19 protein-coding genes and 1 tRNA gene are annotated in these 16,683 nt (G+C 74.7%); 7 read left to right on the top strand and 13 right to left on the bottom strand.

Translation table 11 applies throughout. From position 1 onward, the window contains the following. Window positions 1-63: 63 nt before the first annotated feature. The 7 genes from dtd to CAE01nite_RS02230 form a co-directional block, all read right to left on the bottom strand. The gene (gene dtd, locus CAE01nite_RS02260) at window positions 64-489 is read right to left on the bottom strand and encodes a D-aminoacyl-tRNA deacylase (RefSeq protein WP_146899251.1); all 426 of its coding nucleotides are present in this window, start codon (window positions 487-489) and stop codon (window positions 64-66) included. Beyond that, entirely contained in the window at window positions 486-1,484 is a 999-nt protein-coding gene (locus CAE01nite_RS02255) for an asparaginase (protein ID WP_146899248.1), read from the bottom strand. Before CAE01nite_RS02255 ends, dtd begins: the two co-directional genes overlap by 4 nt. Further along, window positions 1,481-1,816, bottom strand: a complete 336-nt coding sequence (locus CAE01nite_RS02250; protein ID WP_146899245.1) for a DUF2516 family protein — start codon at window positions 1,814-1,816, stop codon at window positions 1,481-1,483. The genes CAE01nite_RS02255 and CAE01nite_RS02250 overlap by 4 nt, the downstream gene beginning before the upstream one ends. 74 nt (window positions 1,817-1,890) lie before the next feature. Beyond that, window positions 1,891-3,006: an FUSC family protein gene (locus tag CAE01nite_RS02245; RefSeq protein ID WP_246130947.1), complete on the bottom strand. Its 1,116-nt coding sequence runs from the start codon at window positions 3,004-3,006 to the stop codon at window positions 1,891-1,893. After that, complete coding sequence (ygfZ, locus tag CAE01nite_RS02240; protein ID WP_146899242.1) at window positions 3,003-4,115, bottom strand: CAF17-like 4Fe-4S cluster assembly/insertion protein YgfZ; 1,113 nt, start codon at window positions 4,113-4,115, stop codon at window positions 3,003-3,005. The genes CAE01nite_RS02245 and ygfZ overlap by 4 nt, the downstream gene beginning before the upstream one ends. Continuing rightward, window positions 4,112-4,723: a heme-binding beta-barrel domain-containing protein gene (locus CAE01nite_RS02235; protein ID WP_146899239.1), complete on the bottom strand. Its 612-nt coding sequence runs from the start codon at window positions 4,721-4,723 to the stop codon at window positions 4,112-4,114. Before CAE01nite_RS02235 ends, ygfZ begins: the two co-directional genes overlap by 4 nt. Before the next feature lie 270 nt (window positions 4,724-4,993). Further along, the gene (locus CAE01nite_RS02230) at window positions 4,994-5,728 is read right to left on the bottom strand and encodes a hypothetical protein (RefSeq protein WP_146899235.1); all 735 of its coding nucleotides are present in this window, start codon (window positions 5,726-5,728) and stop codon (window positions 4,994-4,996) included. A gap of 155 nt (window positions 5,729-5,883) precedes the next feature. On the opposite strand from CAE01nite_RS02230, the gene CAE01nite_RS02225 reads away from it, so the two are divergent. Together CAE01nite_RS02225 and CAE01nite_RS02220 are read left to right on the top strand one after the other, a co-directional pair. After that, a complete protein-coding gene (locus CAE01nite_RS02225; protein ID WP_246130946.1) occupies window positions 5,884-6,642 on the top strand; it encodes a winged helix-turn-helix transcriptional regulator in 759 nt (252 codons plus the stop codon). A 97-nt stretch (window positions 6,643-6,739) separates the two neighbouring features. Beyond that, window positions 6,740-7,696: an alpha/beta fold hydrolase gene (locus tag CAE01nite_RS02220; RefSeq protein ID WP_146899232.1), complete on the top strand. Its 957-nt coding sequence runs from the start codon at window positions 6,740-6,742 to the stop codon at window positions 7,694-7,696. 16 nt (window positions 7,697-7,712) lie between these two features. Here the strand turns inward: CAE01nite_RS02220 and nth are convergent, their stop codons facing one another. Beyond that, on the bottom strand, window positions 7,713-8,408 hold the full coding sequence (gene nth / locus CAE01nite_RS02215; RefSeq protein WP_146899229.1) for an endonuclease III: 696 nt from the start codon (window positions 8,406-8,408) through the stop codon (window positions 7,713-7,715). Window positions 8,409-8,540: 132 nt separating this feature from the next. Between nth and CAE01nite_RS02210 the strand changes: the two genes are divergently transcribed. Next, complete coding sequence (locus CAE01nite_RS02210) at window positions 8,541-8,999, top strand: hypothetical protein (RefSeq protein WP_186816381.1); 459 nt, start codon at window positions 8,541-8,543, stop codon at window positions 8,997-8,999. Window positions 9,000-9,022: 23 nt separating this feature from the next. Beyond that, entirely contained in the window at window positions 9,023-9,700 is a 678-nt protein-coding gene (locus CAE01nite_RS02205; protein ID WP_146899226.1) for a Crp/Fnr family transcriptional regulator, read from the top strand. Window position 9,701: 1 nt separating this feature from the next. On the opposite strand, the gene CAE01nite_RS02200 is transcribed toward CAE01nite_RS02205, so the two are convergent. From CAE01nite_RS02200 to CAE01nite_RS02190, 3 genes are read right to left on the bottom strand one after another with little or no spacing between them, the layout of a single operon-like run. Then, window positions 9,702-10,172: a RidA family protein gene (locus CAE01nite_RS02200; protein ID WP_146899223.1), complete on the bottom strand. Its 471-nt coding sequence runs from the start codon at window positions 10,170-10,172 to the stop codon at window positions 9,702-9,704. Continuing rightward, complete coding sequence (sp36, locus tag CAE01nite_RS02195; protein ID WP_146899220.1) at window positions 10,172-10,330, bottom strand: Sp36 family protein; 159 nt, start codon at window positions 10,328-10,330, stop codon at window positions 10,172-10,174. The genes CAE01nite_RS02200 and sp36 overlap by 1 nt, the downstream gene beginning before the upstream one ends. Before the next feature lie 13 nt (window positions 10,331-10,343). Beyond that, on the bottom strand, window positions 10,344-10,715 hold the full coding sequence (locus CAE01nite_RS02190) for a WhiB family transcriptional regulator (RefSeq protein WP_146899217.1): 372 nt from the start codon (window positions 10,713-10,715) through the stop codon (window positions 10,344-10,346). 181 nt (window positions 10,716-10,896) lie between these two features. Here CAE01nite_RS02190 and CAE01nite_RS02185 point away from each other — a divergent pair, with 181 nt between their 5' ends. The 3 genes from CAE01nite_RS02185 (at window position 10,897) to CAE01nite_RS02175 (ending at window position 14,303) form a co-directional block, all read left to right on the top strand. Next, the gene (locus CAE01nite_RS02185; protein WP_146899214.1) at window positions 10,897-13,236 is read left to right on the top strand and encodes a penicillin-binding protein; all 2,340 of its coding nucleotides are present in this window, start codon (window positions 10,897-10,899) and stop codon (window positions 13,234-13,236) included. Further along, entirely contained in the window at window positions 13,233-14,165 is a 933-nt protein-coding gene (locus CAE01nite_RS02180; protein ID WP_146899211.1) for a metallophosphoesterase, read from the top strand. The genes CAE01nite_RS02185 and CAE01nite_RS02180 overlap by 4 nt, the downstream gene beginning before the upstream one ends. A 64-nt stretch (window positions 14,166-14,229) precedes the next feature. Beyond that, window positions 14,230-14,303, top strand: a tRNA-Pro gene (locus CAE01nite_RS02175). A gap of 191 nt (window positions 14,304-14,494) precedes the next feature. Here CAE01nite_RS02175 and CAE01nite_RS02170 read toward each other — a convergent pair. Both CAE01nite_RS02170 and CAE01nite_RS02165 read right to left on the bottom strand, forming a co-directional pair. Next, entirely contained in the window at window positions 14,495-15,169 is a 675-nt protein-coding gene (locus tag CAE01nite_RS02170; RefSeq protein WP_146899208.1) for a response regulator, read from the bottom strand. After that, window positions 15,166-16,287, bottom strand: a complete 1,122-nt coding sequence (locus tag CAE01nite_RS02165) for a sensor histidine kinase (protein ID WP_246130945.1) — start codon at window positions 16,285-16,287, stop codon at window positions 15,166-15,168. The genes CAE01nite_RS02170 and CAE01nite_RS02165 overlap by 4 nt, the downstream gene beginning before the upstream one ends. Window positions 16,288-16,683: the final 396 nt, after the last annotated feature.

The raw sequence follows: 16,683 nt of genomic DNA, 5'->3' as shown, positions 1-16,683 counted from the left end.
CGGGCGGACCCGGTCGGCCGCGGCCGCGGCGCCCGGGCGTCCGCGCTGCGGTGAGCGGCAGGCTCAGGCCTCGAGGAGGAGGGTGACCGGCCCGTCGTTGACGAGCTCGACGGCCATGTCCGCGCCGAAGACGCCCGTGACGACCTCCAGCCCGCGGTCGCGCAGGGCCGCGACGACGGCCGCGACCAGCGGCTCGGCCACCGGCCCCGGCGCGGCGGCGTTCCAGGTGGGTCGCCGGCCCTTGCGGGTGTCGCCGTAGAGGGTGAACTGGCTCACCACCAGGACGGGGGCCCCGGCGTCGAGTGCCGAGCGCTCGTCGCGCAGGATGCGCAGGTCCGCGACCTTGCGCGCGATGAGCTCGACCTGGTCCGGGCCGTCGTCGTGGGTGACGCCGACCAGGACCAGCAGCCCCGGACGGGGCAGCGCGCCGACCACCTCACCGGCGACCGTCACCGACGCGCGGGTCGCCCGCTGGACGACGGCCCTCATGCCGCGGGGCCGAAGGTCGGCACCACGGCACCGACCGGACGCCCGTGGCCGAGCACCGGCGTCCGCCCCAGCGCCGCGAGCTCCTCGGCGGCGGCGCCGTCGACCCCCGCCGCCGCGAGCGCCGCGGCCAGCAGCGCGGGGCGGGGCCGGTCACCGCCGTCCAGCACCTTGAACGCGAACGCACGGCCGTCGGGCAGGCCGCCGGCGTAGACGCCGTCCGCGCCGTCCTTGGCGACCAGCCCGGGGACCGCGCGCATCACGCGGGTCACGTCGCGCCCGGTGCCGCCGACCAGCTCCGGGTGAGCGGCCATCGCGGCCGCCACCCGGGCCGCGGCACCCCCGGGCTCGGCGGTCGGGGCGGCCGCGATGGTGGCGAACGCCCGCGCGAGCCCGCGGACCGTCGTGGAGAACAGCGGCGCGCCGCAGCCGTCCACCGTCACGTGCTCGACCGGGACGCCGGTCAGCGACTCGACCGTGCCCCGGACCGTCCTCTGCAGGGGGTGGTCGACCTCGAGGTAGTCCGCCGTCGACCAGCCCGCCGCCACGCAGGTCGCGAGCATCGCGGCGTGCTTTCCCGAGCAGTTCTGGCTCAGCGACTCCGCACCCCGGCCGTCGCGCTGCCAGGCGAGCGCCGCGCCGGCGTCGAGGGGCAGCGCGGGGGTGTTCCGCAGGTCGCCCGGTGCGAGGCCGACCCCCTGCAGGACGGCAGCGACCCCGGCGAGGTGCGCCGGCTCACCGGAGTGGCTCGCGCACGCGAGCGCGAGGCTGCCGCCGGCCAGGGGCAGGCCGGCGTCGACCATCGCGACCGCCTGCAGGGGCTTGAGGGACGACCGGGCCCAGATCGTCGCGTCCGGGTCGCCGAGGGCGAGCGTGACGTCGCCGCCGCCGCCGGCGAGCAGGACGAGGTGCCCGCTGTGCACCGACTCGACCAGGTCGCCCCGGACGACCCGGGCGAGCGGGACCGCGTCGGTCGAGACGTCGGTCGCCCGGGTCACCAGCCGCCCCGCGACGGCGGCGTGCCGCGTCCCCGCCCACCGCGTCCGCCGGAGTACGGCTTGACCGCCGGCCGGACGTCGGCCAGGTACACGCCCGCCGCCACGGCGGCGAAGATCACCAGGAACCCGCCGGCGCCCAGGGGCGGCAGGGCGACGAAGGAGATCGCCGTCGCGGCACCGGTGACCAGCAGCCACAGCTTCTTCGTCCGCTTGCCGGCGTCGACGAACGCGCTGGCGGGACGGGTGGCGGCGTCGAGCAGCGCCCACGCGGAGAGCAGGAAGACGACGAGGTACAGCAGGATGTAGATCCAGGTCTGCAGCGTGGCGATCACGGGTCGAGCCTACGAGACGACCTCCGGGGGCGAGCGCGGGCGTCCGCGCGCCACGTCGTCCCGGACACCGCGGATCAGATCTCGGGCAGCGGGGCGCGGGCCGCGGCGGCGTCCGCTCCGGCGACCTCGAGCAGGTCCACGGCGAGGGACCGCATGAGCAGCACGACGCTCTGCACCTGCCAGTCCCCGGGCGCCAGCCGGAACGGGTCCATCCGGCCGGCGAGCTCCGCCAGCACGGACCGCGGCCGCTCGAGCGACGTGCCCGCGCCGAACGCCTCCGCGAGCCGCTCCGTCGCCGTCGCGACCTCGGCGAGCACCGACGCGATGCCCTCGAGGTCGTGGTGACCGGTGCACAGGGGCGCCGAGCGACGAGCGATGACGCGGGTGTTGCGCAGGGCGCGATCGCCCTGCGCGGCGGCGCCCTGAAGGGCGGTCAGCTCGTCGCGGTAGCGCGGCCATCGCGGGGAGACCCGCGCCATGTCACGCGCGGCGAGCGCGACGTCGCGCCACTCGTCGAACGCCGGCTGGCTCGAGCGCCCCCGGACCAGGGCGTCCTCGCAGACATCCGCGTCCGCCCGGCGCAACCCCGTGACCAGGAGCCGGGAGGTCGCCGCGAGCTCGAGCAGGGCCGCCCGCGCGGCCCGCCGCGGCAGCCGGCGGGGGTCGCCGGGGGTCAGCGCGGCCACCGCCACCGCGACGGTGCCGCCCACCAGCGCGTCGGTCCACCGGCCCAGCGGACCCCCGCTGGCCACGGCCGCCGGGAGCCCGACGACCACGATCGACTGCACGCCGGCCTGGGTGGCGAGCATGCCGCCGCGGTCCACGAAACGGCCGATGGCCACGGCGATCATCAGCACGAGGGCGATCTGCCACCAGCCGCTGCCGATGACGTGGACGAGGACGTCCCCGAGCGCCACGCCGAGGGCGACGCCGATGGCCAGCTCGGCGACCCGTCGCAGCTGGCGGATCTGGCTGAACCCGAGCGCGATGAACGAGGAGATGGGCGCGAAGAACGGGTACTGGTGGCCGAGGCCGTAGTGCGCGATCGCGAACGACAGCCCCGCGGCCACGCCGGCCTGGAGGATCGCCACGCCCGACGCACGGACGCGGTTGACCCCCTGCCGGACGCGCGCCTGCACCTGGCCGCCCCGGCTGGGGCGATCCACCCGCAGGACGCGTGCGCCGCTCACAGGCTCGGGCGATGCCCCAGGCCGCGCGCGACCGGACCGCGCTGCGCCGGGCGGTCCACCGACACGCCCTCGCCCGGGACGACGACCTCCTGGCCGGCGGCCACCTCGCCGCCCTCGCAGTCGACCTGCAGGTCGGCGTCCGTCGCGGTGCTCCGCTTGACCACGGCGAGCGCCACCGGCCCCAGCTCGTGGTGCCGGGCCACGGACGTCACGACGCCGACCGGCCGGTCCCCGGAGCGCACCTCCGCCCCACGCTCGGGCAGCAGGTGGCCGGACCCGTCCAGGTGCAGCATGACCAGGCGCCGCGGGGGCCGGCCGAGGTTGTGCACGCGCGCGACCGTCTCCTGCCCCCGGTAGCAGCCCTTGTCCAGGTGCACGGCGGTGCGGATCCAGTCGAGCTCGTGCGGGATCGCCCGGTGGTCGACCTCGGTGGCCAGGCGGGGGCGCCACGCCTCGACGCGGGCCGCCTCACTCGCCCAGGTCCCGGCCAGCCGCCAGCCGGCGGCCTCGCGCTCGGCGACCGCGGCGGCCAGGTCCGCACGTGGCACCAGGACGTGCCGCCACGGGCGGTCGGCGCCGGGGTGGGCGGCGTCGTCGGGCCCGTAGCGGGTCCCACCCGGCTGCGTGCGCGGCCACGGGTCGCGCCAGGTGACCGCCTCGCCTGGGCCGGCCTCGGCGTCGACGGGCTCGCCCAGGGTCGCCCACTCCGCGGTGACGTCGGCGATCTCGACCCGCAGCATGAACTTCATCCGGTCCAGCCACGCCGCCAGGGTCGGCGCGTGGTCGCCCTCGGTGAGCAGCCAGGTGGCCTCGCCGTCGTCCACGACGCCGGCCGCGTGCTCGATGTGCCCCTGCGGGCTGAGCACCAGGAGCTCGGTGGACGTCCGGGGGGCGAGGTCGAGCAGGTTCTGGGACGTGATGGAGTGCAGCCAGCTGAGCCGGTCCGGCCCGGCGACGCGGACGACGCCGTGGTGCGACAGGTCCACGACCGCACCGCCGGTGTGCAGCGCGCGCTGCTCGGCGGTCGGGTCGCCGTAGTGCCAGGCCACCCCGGCGTCGGGGCCGGCGGCCGCGACCGCGCCCCTGCGGGCGAGCAGCGGGCTGGTCATGGGTCCTGCCGGGTGAGTCGCGCGGAGGCGTAGGTCTGCATGGGCTCGCCGAAGGCCGCGAGGTCCCAGGCCCACATGAGCTCGCCGTTCACCAGGCCGTACAGGCGCTTGGCGGCCGCGACCTCGGCGGCCGTGGACGTGCGCGCGATGACGTCGCTGGCCAGGTCGATGCGGCCGTTGCCGACCGCGCCCAGGTACACCGCGACGTGGCCGGACGGGTCCGCCATGAGCACCTCGACCGGGAACTGGTTCTCCGCGAGACCGTCGGGCCGCTCGGGCGGGACCCGCCAGAAGCCGGCCTCGGTCGACCACACGGGCGCGTCGCTCTCGGCGGCGGCGCCGGGGACCTCGCCGCCGGCGGTGCGCAGCGGCTCGTCCTGGCCGTCGGCCCCCGGGGTGAGCGAGGCGGCGTCGTCGGGCGCGACGATGAGACGGATCGTGGACCGGTAGGTCAGGTACGGGCCGCCGTCGTGGTCGAAGACGACGTCCTGGGTGAAGGCGGTCTCCTCGATGCCGGGGTAGCCGACGACGCCCTCGCCGCGCCAGCGGCCGACGAGCCACGCCAGCGGGTACGCCTCGGGCGCGAGCCCGTCAGGCAGGTCGAACATGGGACAACCCCTCGTCGGCGGGGAGCGGCGCCGGTCGGCGCGGACCCCGCTGGGCGGCCGGTCGGGCGGTGGCGATCAGCGCTGACCCTTGAACAGGCGCAGCAGGACCACGGCGCTGATCCAGCCGATCGCGGCGGTCGCGAGGACCAGGAGGGCGATGAAGAGGATCTCGAGCGCGTGCGTGGTCATGGCGGCGATCCTACCGACCGGCCGGGCGGGCCCGCCGCCCGGGGTCGCGGCCGGGTCGCGCCCGGGTCGCGCTCGGCGAGGTCAGCCGACCAGCACGCGCCCGACGACGTAGACGAGGATCCCCGTCACGGTGACCGGCAGCACCGCGCCCGCCAGGGCCGGCCAGCGGGTGCGCATGGTCCGCAGGCGGTCGTAGAGGCGGTGCATGGCCGCGACGAGGATGCCGACGGCGAGGCCGATCAGCCCGCCCGCGAGCGGGTCCACCAGCGGCAGCAGCGCCCCGGCGCCCGCCCCGGCGCCCGCCGCGGACACGATCGTCAGCAGCGCCGCGAGCCAGCCCGCCAGCCGCAGCGCGGACACCGCGGAGCCGACCGCCAGCGCGAGCGCGCCGGTGACCACGAGCGACGCCCCGCCCGTCGTGCGCCCGGCGGCGACCCACCCGGCGACCGAGGCGGTCACCACGACCCCGGTCACCACACCCGCGACGGACTCCACGAGCCGCTCGCGACCGTCGCGGCGCACGAGCTCGTGCACGAACGCGAGCAGGACGGCGAGCGCGAGCACCTCGGGCAGCTCGCGCAGGAACGGCTCGCCGGTCGTCAGGGTGACGGCGACCAGCGCGCCGAGCCCACCCACGGCGACGACGACGCCGGCGCCGCGGCGGGCGGGGGCGTCGACGAGGGTCGGCCAGCCGACGGCGAGCAGGAGCGCCAGGACGCCCGCCAGCACGACCAGGGGCAGCTCGCCGAGGAACGCGGCGACCGCCACGAGCGCGGCCACGACGGCGGTCACGACGGCGCGGGTGGAGACGGTCATCGCCGCGCCGCCCCCGGCGGGACGAGAGAGAGCGCGCAGGTCAGCGGGGGGTGGGGGCGGCCGAGCACGCGGACGAGTCTCGCAGATGGCGCGCCCGCACCGGGGTCGGCGCGGCGCGCGCTACCCTGGCCTCTCGCCCGGCGCCAGGAGGTCCGGTGGCAGATCTGCTGCTGCTCACACCCACGGCAGGTGGCTCCGCACAGGTTCTCCCGGCTCTCGGACTGCTGTCCCATCGGGTCCGGGTGCTCCCCGTGGAGCCGTCCGCCCTCGTCGACGCGCCCGATTCCGACGTCATCGTCCTGGACGCCCGGCGGGACCTGGTCACCGCCCGGACCACCTGCCGCCTGCTGCGCGCGACCGGCCTGACCGTCCCCCTCCTGCTGGTGCTGACCGAGGGCGGGCTGACGGCGCTCACGGCCGAGTGGGGTGCGGACGACATCGTGCTCGAGCACGCCTCGCCGGCCGAGGTCGAGGCGCGCATCCGCCTGGTGATCGAGCGCAGCGCGCACGAGGCGCTCGACTCCGGCCCGCAGGAGATCTCCTCCGGTGAGCTGACGATCGACGCCGGCGGGTACACCGCCCGCCTGCGCGGCCGGCCCCTGGACCTGACCTACAAGGAGTTCGAGCTCCTCAAGTACCTGGTGCAGCACCCCGGTCGCGTGTTCACCCGCGCCCAGCTGCTGCAGGAGGTGTGGGGCTACGACTACTACGGCGGCACCCGGACCGTGGACGTCCACGTCCGGCGCCTGCGCGCCAAGCTCGGGCTGGAGCACGAGGCGCTGATCGGCACCGTGCGCAACGTCGGCTACCGCTTCGACCCCCCGAAGGACCGGCGCGCCGTGCCCGCCGAGGACCCGGCGGGTGCCGTGGCCGCGGACCGGGTGAGCGGCCTGCCGTACGCGGCCGACGCCTGAGACGAGCACCCGCCCGGGTGTCCCGGGCGGGTCGGCCACTTCGCTAGCCTCACCGTCGGGGCGACCCGCCCACCCGACGCCGCGCGCGAGGAGAGCTGTGCCCGCCACCCCCGACGACCGCCCGACGCGGGCGGTCGACTCGAGCACCGTCCTGGTCGAGGGACCGTGGCTGCACCGCTTCGTGCCCGCCAACGCCGCCCGCTTCCACGTCGCCGTCGCCGGCCCGGACGACCGGGACGCCCCGCTGGTCGTCCTGCTGCACGGGGTCCCGCAGCACTGGTGGGCGTGGCGCCACCAGCTGACGGCGCTGGCCGACGCCGGCTACCGCGTCGCGGCCATGGACCTGCGCGGCTCGGGTGCGTCCGACAAGCCGCCGCTGGGCTACGACGTGCCCACCCTCGCCGCCGACGTCGCCGGGCTCGTGCGGTCGCTCGGGGCGGACGGCGCCGTCGTCGTCGGGCACGGCACGGGGGCGACGGTCGCCTGGGCCATGCCGTCCCTGCAGCCCGGCGTCACGCGGGCGGTGGCCGCGGTGAGCGCGCCGCACCCGGTGCACCTGCACGGGAGCCTGACGCGGACCGTCCGACCCGGGCCCCTGCGGCACCTGGCGTTCTTCCAGCTCCCCGGTCTGCCCGAGCGCGCGCTGACCGCGGGCGACCGCGTCGAACGGGTGCTGCGGGAGTGGAGCGCCCCCGGCTGGCCGGACGAGGAGACCCTGGCGACGTACCGGGCCGGTGCGCAGGTGCCGTTCGCCGCGCACAGCCAGATGGAGCAGCTGCGCTGGCTCGTGCGGTCCACGCCGCGCGCCGACGGCCGGCGCTACCTGCAGGCGCTGGACACCCCGATCCGCGTCCCCGTGCTGCAGCTGCACGGGTTCGCCGACCGCTGCCTGCCGGTCGGCAGCGCCCCGCTCGAAGGTGAGCGCACGCGTCTGGTACCCGGCGGATACCGGTTCGAGGTCGTCCCGCGCGCGGGGCACTTCCTGCCGGAGGAGGCACCGGGGCGCGTCACCGAGCTCCTGCTCGGCTGGCTGGCGGAGGTCGCGCCGCTCTGACGGCCGAGGGCGTCGGTCAGGGCTTGACCATCGCCGCCGCCCGCTGCGGGTCGACCTCCCCGATCCCGAACGACGGGCAGTCCCGTGCGACCGGGCACGCACCGCACGCCGGCCGGCGGGCGAAGCAGGTCCGGCGCCCGTGGAAGATCAGGCGGTGGGACAGCATCGTCCACTCCGCGCGCTCCACCAGCTCACCGACGGCGTGCTCGACCTTGACCGGGTCCTCCTCGGCCGTCCACCCGAGCCGCCGGACCAGGCGTCCCACGTGGGTGTCGACGGTGATGCCCGGCACGCCGAAGGCGTTGCCGAGCACGACGTTGGCGGTCTTGCGGCCGACCCCCGGCAGCGTCACGAGGTCCTCGAGCCGCGCCGGGGCCTCACCGTCGAAGCGCTCCACCAGTGCCCGCCCCAGGCCGAGGAGCGACTCGGCCTTGGCGCGGAAGAACCCGGTGCTCCGGATGATCTCCTCGAGCTCCGCGCGGTCCGCGCCGGCCAGCGCCCACGCGTCCGGGTACCGCGCGAACAGCACCGGGGTGACCTGGTTGACCCGGACGTCGGTGGTCTGGGCCGACAGGACGGTCGCCACCAGCAGCTCCAGCGGGCTGCGGAAGTGCAGCTCGCACCGAGCGTCCGGGTAGCGCTGGGCGAGCACCCGGTTGACCCGGCGGGCGCGGCGCACCAGCGCGAGGCGGGACTCCGTGGCGGCGGCCATCCCCCGAGCGTACGGGCTCACCCGGACGGCCCTACGGACCGGGTGATGTCCGGGCGAACGGCTCACCGCCGGCCCCCCCGCCGCCGAATCGGGGGAGGTCACCCCGCCCCGAGCACCGAAGGAGGTCACGCCATGACGGTCGTCCCGATCGAGCGCACCGTCGACTCCGTGAAGGACCTGCGCGACACCCACCGGTCGCTGCGCGCCGAGCGCCTGCGCGTGACCGGGTGGCGCCGGCTGGTGCGCGCCCGGATGGGGCTCGTGCCCGAGCCGCTCGCGGACGCCGCCGGGCAGACCCCCGGGCGCACGCTCCGGCAGACGCTCGCGCCCGGCGGGTACGGGGACCTCCCCCTCCCGGTCGGGCTCCTCGAGGCGGTCGGGACCGGCGGCCCCGAGGGCGGCGGCGACCGCCTGGAGAGCCTGCGCGCCCTGGACCGCCGCCTCGCCGCGTACGAGTCCACCGTGGCCGCGGCGATGCGCGGTGTGGCCGACGAGCTGGTCGAGCGCGCGCTCGTGGACGGCCTCCCCGGCGTCGTCCACGCCCGGCCGACCGCACCGAGCCCCATGGGGCACACTGTCACCTGGACGTGACCCCCGGCACAGTTAGGACACTCGTGGACGACGACGTCGTGCTCTCCGCACCGCTCTTCGCGAACATGGACAGCGAGCAGACGCGGGCCCTGCAGGCCTCGATGACCCGCCTCGAGCTCACCCGCGGCGACGTGCTGTTCCATGAAGGAGAGCCCGGCGATCGTCTCTACGTGATCGCGTCGGGCAAGATCAAGCTCGGTCGGCGCTCGAGCGACGGCCGCGAGAACCTGCTGGCCGTCCTGGGCCCGGGCGAGATGTTCGGCGAGCTGTCCCTGTTCGACCCGGGTCCCCGCACCGCGACCGCGAGCGTCGTCGCCGACGCCCGGCTGCTCGAGCTCGGCCACCAGGACCTCGTCGACTGGCTGCAGTCCAGCCCCACGGTCGCCAAGCACCTGCTGGAGGCCCTCGCGCGCCGGCTGCGGCGCACGAACGAGGCGCTCGCCGACCTGGTGTTCTCCGACGTCCCCGGTCGCGTGGCGAAGGCGCTGCTCGACCTGTCGACCCGGTTCGGGGAGCAGGTGGACGACGGCCTCCGGGTGGCGCACGACCTCACCCAGGAGGAGCTCGCCCAGCTGGTCGGGGCCTCCCGCGAGACCGTCAACAAGGCGCTGGCCGACTTCGCCGCGCGCGGCTGGGTGCGCCGCGAGGGACGCGCCGTCGTCCTGCTGGACATCGACCGGCTCGAGCGCCGCGCCCGCTGACTCAGCGGACCTCGACGACCAGCTCGACCTCGACCGGCGAGTCGAGCGGCAGCACCGCGACCCCGACCGCGCTGCGCGCGTGCACGCCCGCGTCCCCGAACACGGCTCCGAGCAGCTCGCTCGCGCCGTTGATCACCGCCGGCTGGCCGGTGAACGCCGGATCGCTCGCGACGAAGCCCACAACCTTGACGACCCGGACGACCTCGTCCAGGTCCCCGACCAGCGCCCGGACGGCGGCGAGGCCGTTCAGCGCCGCGGTCCGGGCGAGGCCGGCCGCCTCGGCGGGATCGACGAGACCCGCGCCGACGCCGACCTTGCCGGTCGCCGCGAGCGAGCCGGCGACCAGCGGAAGCTGGCCGGACGTGTAGACCAGGGAGCCGGACCGGACCGCGGGCACGTACGAGGCCAGCGGCGCGGCGACGTCGGGCACGGTCAGGCCGAGCTCGGCCAGCCGCGCGTCGACCGCCCCCATCAGGCCGAGGTGGGGCGCTTGAGGTAGGCGACGAGCCCGGCGTCCGGACCCTGGATCACCTGGACGAGCTCCCAGCCGTCCGACCCCCACTGGTCCAGGATCGCCTTGGTGGCGTGGATGATCAGAGGAACGGTCGCGTACTCCCACGTGGTGGCCATGGGCCGAGCGTAGTCAGACGGGAACGGTGGCGCCCTCGGTCAGGGTGTCCGCGACCGTGCCGGTCACCGTGGCGGCCGCGCTGCCGCTCGTGCTGCCGGTCACCGTGTCGGGCGCCAGGCCGGCGACCACGAGGTGGGCGCGCCACGAGCTCACCTCGGGCCGGCGGCGCAGCAGGGCCCGGCGCTCGCGCTCGGTCATGCCGCCCCAGACGCCGAACTCCACCCGGTTGTCCAGCGCGTCGGCGAGGCACTCGAGCCTGACCTGGCACTTGCCGCACACCGCCCGCGCCGACCGCTGGGCGGCGCCCTGGACGAAGAGCTCGTCGGGGGCGATCTGCAGGCACGCGCCGCGGCTCGTCCAGTTGATGTCATCCGTGACGCGCACGGTGCCTCCTCACGCCGTTCGCGGGATGGTCCCATCCCGTTTGCGCACGGTAACCGCTCGTCGTCCCCGGGAACAGAAGCAGGCGGGGTCAAATTCGGGTGAACGGTGAAGGTGCCGTGCAGAGTCGTCCCGCCGCGTGGGCCTCTCCGAGCGTGTGGGTGGGGCCGCGTATTCTGGGTGGATGCCGCACTCTGCCCGTCCGCAGGGGCGTCAGGTCAACCTCTTCCAGGCCCTGGCGCTCCTTCTCGCCCTCCTGCTGATCGCCGGCATCGGGGGCGTCCTGTCCGCGGGGCTGCTCATGCCCGCCGTGGCCGGGGCGAGCGCCCTGACCGGCGCGACGACCGAGGTGTTCGACGACCTGCCGACGGAGCTCAAGGAGGATCCCCTGTCGGAGAAGTCGACCGTCCTGGCGGCCGACGGGACGACCGTGCTGGCGACCTTCTACGCGCAGAACCGCATCGTCGTGCCGCTGGAGGCGATCTCCCCCGACATGCAGAACGCCGTGGTGGCCACCGAGGACAAGCGATTCTTCGAGCACGGCGGCATCGACCCCACCGGCATGCTGCGCGCGGCGGCGAAGAATGCGTTCACGGACGACGTCCAGGGCGCCTCCACGCTGACGCAGCAGTACGTGAAGAACGTGCTGATCGAGTCGGCGATCCGCGAGGAGGACCCGGCCCAGCGAGAGGCGGCGATCCAGGCCGCGCGCGAGGCGGACGGCACCGCCGGCATCAGCCGCAAGCTGCGCGAGGCGAAGCTCGCCATTGCGATCGAGCAGCGGTACACGAAGCAGGAGATCCTCACCAAGTACCTCAACATCGCCCAGTTCGGGGCGTCGGTGTACGGGGTCGAGGCGGCGGCGCAGTTCTACTTCGGCATGCCCGCGAGCCAGCTCGACTTCCTGCGTGCCGCGACGCTCGCGGGCGTGACCCAGAGCCCGACCCGCTGGGACCCGGTGGTCAACCCGGTCAACTCCGAGCAGCGCCGCAACGTCGTCCTGCAGCTGATGCTCCAGCAGGGCTTCATCGACCAGGCGCAGCACGACGCCGGCGTCGCGACGCCGCTCGCGGCCTACCTCAACGTCACCGAGACGCGGCTGGGCTGCATGACCGCCAACGCGGTCGCCAACGCCGGCTACTTCTGCGACTACGTCACCAAGGTCATCGCCAACAACCCGGCCTTCGGCGAGACCCGCGAGCAGCGGCTGCAGCTGCTGTACCGCGGCGGCCTGACGATCACCACGACGATGGACCCCGCCCGCCAGGCCATGGCGGACGCGGAGGTCAAGGCCGGCATCCCGGTCGACGACCCGTCCGGGGTGGCCTCCGCGATCTCCGTGGTCGAGCCCGGCACCGGCAAGATCCTCGCGATGGCGCAGAACCGGATCTACAACAACACCTCGACGGCGGGGCCGCGCGAGACGTCGGTGAACTACAACACCGACAGCGCGTACGGGTCCTCCAAGGGCTTCTCGCCCGGGTCGACGTTCAAGCCGTTCACCCTGGTCCAGTGGCTCAAGGAGGGGCACAGCCTCAACGAGGTCATCAACGCCAACCTTCGCCCGTACAAGATGAGCGAGTTCAACTCCTCCTGCGCCCGGTTCAGCGGTCCTGACTACAAGTTCGGGAACGCGGAGGGCGACGGCGGCGTGATGACCGTCCTCAACGCGACGAAGAACTCCGTCAACTCGGGCTACATCGAGATGGCGAGCCAGCTCGACATCTGCGGGATCTTCGACACCGCCAAGTCCCTCGGCGTGCACCTGCCGGACGGCACCGACTACCCCGCCCTGCCGGCGAACGTCATCGGGAGCCGGGAGATCGCGCCGCTGACGATGGCCGCCGCCTTCGCCGCATTCGCGGCGAACGGCACGTTCTGCGAGCCGATCGCCCTGCTCAGCGTCCTGGACAGCAACGGCAACCAGCTGCCGGTCCCGTCCGCGAACTGCCGCGAGGCGCTCGAGCCGCGCATCGCCGCCGCGATGAACTTCGCGCTCGGCCACGTCTGGGAGGGCACCGCCAAGGGCCTCGGCGGCATCGACCGCCCCTCGGCCGGCAAGACGGGGACCACCTCGCACAACGAGCACACCTGGTTCGTCGGCTACACCCCGCAGATGTCCGCAGCCGTCTGGGTCGGCTTCTCCGAGGGCACGATCCCGGTGCAGCGCCTGACCATCAACGGCAAGTTCGTCCGCAACGCGTTCGGCGCCACGATCGCCGCACCGACCTGGCAGCGCTTCATGCGCTCGGCGCACGAGGGCCTGCCGGTCGTCGGGTTCGCGCAGCCGGGCACCACGGAGGTCGAGGGCCAGCGCGTCCGCGTGCCGAGCGTCGTCGGTCGGTCGCAGCAGGACGCCCAGGCGATCCTGCGCCGCGCCGGGTTCACCGTCCGCGTGGCCCCGGAGCAGGCCCCGTCGTCGGTGCCCGCCGGGTCGGTCGCCTCGACGTCGCCCGCCGAGGGCAGCAGCACCAGCCGTGGCGGCGTCGTCACGCTGACCCTCTCGAACGGCCAGCCTCAGTGACCCACCCGCTCGCGCGCGCCGCCGGGGCGCTGACCGTCGCCGGCGCCGCCGCGGTCGCCTGGGGCGGTCTGGTCGAGGTGCGCTGGTACGCCCTGCGCGACGTGACGGTCCCCGTCCTGCCGCCGGGGCAGGCGCCGATCCGAGTGCTCCACCTCTCGGACCTGCACCTCGTGCCGAGCCAGCAGCGCAAGATCGACTGGATCCGCGACCTCGCGTCCCTCCGGCCGGACCTCGTGGTCGACACCGGCGACAACATGGCGCACGTCGACGCGATGCCGAGCGTGCTGCACGCGCTGGAGCCGCTGCTGTCGACCCCCGGCGCGTTCGTCATGGGCTCGAACGACCACTACGCCCCGCAGCCCAAGAACCCGGCGCGGTACCTCATGCCCGACTCCCGCCAGGCGCCGGTCGTGCCGCTCCTGCCGCTGCCGGTGGGGCAGCTCGCGGGGGAGCTCACCGGTGCGGGCTGGATCGACCTGACCAACCGGCGCGACGTCGTGCAGGTCGCCGGCCGGACGCTGTCCCTCGTCGGGGTCGACGACCCGCACATGGAGCGGGACCGCTTCCCGGAGCCGTCGGCCGACGGTGCGCTCGCTCCGTCCGCCGACCTGCACGTCGGCGTGGCGCACGCGCCGTACCGCCGCGTGCTGGACCAGATGCACGCGGACCGGTGCGAGCTGATCCTCGCCGGGCACACCCACGGTGGCCAGCTCGCGGTGCCGGGCCTGGGTGCGCTGGTCACCAACTGCGACCTCGACCGGGGCCGCGCCAAGGGCCTGCACGGCTGGCCCGGTCCGCGTCCCGACGACGACGGCGGCGAGGGGTCGTCGTGGCTGCACGTGAGCGCGGGGCTCGGCACGTCGCCGTACGCGCCGGTCCGTTTCGCGTGCCGCCCGGAGGCGACGCTCATCACACTCGTGGGCAGCTGACGCCCTCCGATCGGCATCGGTTTCGTGGCACCCGCTCCGGTCGTCTATGCTGAGCAGGCTTCATCGGGGTGTGGCGCAGCTTGGTAGCGCGCTTCGTTCGGGACGAAGAGGTCGTGGGTTCGAATCCCGCCACCCCGACACCGATGACAAGGCCCGTACCAGCGGAAACGCTGGTGCGGGCCTTTCTCGTACCCGCCGCGTCACCGGCCTCGGAGGCCGCTGAGTGACAAAGTGGGTGACAACTCGACCTGTGCGCCCCTCGCCTCGGCCACCCCGACCAGCAGTCCCCTCGTCGGCGCCGAGTCCGCCTCGGCGTGGGAGGGCTCCGCTCACGGCTCGAAGCGGTACCCGACCCCGGGGTCGGTGAGGAGGTGGCGGGGCTGCGACGGGCGGTCCTCGAGCTTGCGCCGCAGCTGAGCGACGTAGACGCGCAGGTAGTTCGTCTCGTCGAAGTACTGCGGGCCCCACACCTCACGCAGGATCTCCCGCTGCGTCACCAGGCTCCCGGGTGTCCGGACCAGCACGTCCAGCAGGTTCCACTCCGTCGGTGAGAGATGGACCAGCCGTCCCGCCCGCTCCACACGCCGGGCCTGGCGGTCGATGACGAGGTCACCGGCCCGCACGACGGAAGCGGCGGCGGCGGGTCGGGCCCGGCGCAGCGCTGCCCGCAGCCGGGCGAGCAGCTCGCTCATGTCGAACGGCTTGGTCACGTAGTCGTCGGCGCCCGCGTCCAGGGCGGCCACCTTGGCGTCGCGACCGTCTCGTGCGGACAGGACGAGGATGGGGACGGTCGAGGTCATCCTGACGGCACGGACGACGTCGATCCCGTCGATGTCGGGTAGGCCGAGGTCGACGAGCAGCACCTCGTCCTGGCCCGATCGGGCGCGCTCGATCGCCTCCGAGCCCGCGCCGACCGCCTCCACGCGGTAGCCGTGGGCGCCCAGGGTCACGGTCAGCGTCCGGACGATGGTGGCGTCGTCCTCGACGAGCAGGAGCTGGGTCACGAGGCGGCCACCGGGAGCGTGACGGTCATCGTCAGGCCACCGCCGGGCGTCGTGGACGCGGCGACCTGCGCGCCCATCGCCTCGGTGAACCCCTGGACGATCGCCAGACCGAGGCCGACGTGCGGCCCGGGTCCACGGTCGTCGAGCTGACGGAACGCGCTGAACATCTCGGTGCGCCTCTCCTGAGGGATGCCTGGACCATGGTCGACGACGTGCAGCCGCGCCAGCGGTCGGCCGTCACCGTCCGCCGTGCCGGGAGCGGTGACGTCGGCGCGGATCTCCACCTGCCGCCCGGCCGGCGTGAACCGGACGGCGTTCTCCACGAGGTTCTCGACCACCCGCTCGAGCAGGACCGCATCGGCGAGGACGGGTGGCAGGGCCTCGTCGACGTCGATGTCGACGTCCTGCCGGCGCTCGCGCATCAGCGCCCGGGCGACGACCTCCTCGAGCCCGACCGGGCCGAGCCGGACGGTGACCGCGTCGGCGCGCAGGCGCGTCATGTCCACGAGGTTGGTGACGAGGCTCCTGAGCCGGTCGCTGGACTCCTGGATCGTGAGCAGGAGCTCGTCCTGGTGCTCCGCCGACCAGCTGACCCCGGGCTGACGCAGCGCGCCGACGGCGGCGGTGATGCTCGTCAGGGGCGTGCGCAGGTCGTGACCGACCGCCGCCAGCAGCGCCGTCCGGACACGGTCCGCGGCCGCGAGCTCGCGGGTCCGGGCCGCCTGCTCCGCGAGCTGCCGCTGACTGGCGGCGCGGTCCCGCGCCGCCACCTCCACGATGGCGCTGACGATCCCCGCCACGACGCCGAACACGAGCAGGTCGACCAGTGCGTCCTTGCCGTGCACCTCGACCGTGTGGAACGGCGGGGTGAAGAACCAGTAGGCCAGCCCGAAGGACAGCACCGCCGCGAGCACTGCGGGCACGAGCCCGCCGACCGCGGCGACGACCACGATGGCGAGCAGGTAGAGCAGCAGGATGCTGGCCAGGGCGAGGTCGTCGCGCAGGCCGAGCAGCAGGGCCGTGCCGACGGGGAGGCCGACGAGCGCGAGCGCCACCCCGCTGAGGCGGCGCGTGCGTCCCACGCCGCGCACGACGCCGGACAGGGTCGAGAGGCTCACCCGCGCACGCACGGTGCCAGCGTGACACGGACCCGAGGGTCGCTGACGGCATTTCGCCGCCGTGTCCGGACGCGCGGCGTCAAGGAGACGTCAAGATTCCCTGACATCTCTTGCGCCGCGCGGGACGAAGACGATGGAATGCGCGGCCGCCGCCATCGACGACATTTCGGCGAGCGCCCCTCGACGTCATCCCGGCTCGGTCCGGATGAACCCTCGAACCGTCGCTAGACCCAGGCGTCATCCCCCTGACCAGCACTTTCGTCGACACCTCCGTGCCCTCCGGTGCGCTCAGGGCGCGCAGCCACAGGCCATTGCCCGACATATCCCACCGGAGTTCACGCTCATTTGATGCCGGCTCACCACTGTGGTTCACAGGACGAGATCCCCACCCGTGAA

This window comes from Cellulomonas aerilata (assembly GCF_007991755.1).
Lineage (GTDB): Bacteria > Actinomycetota > Actinomycetes > Actinomycetales > Cellulomonadaceae > Pengzhenrongella > Pengzhenrongella aerilata.
This window is presented reverse-complemented; position numbering and strand designations above follow the sequence as displayed.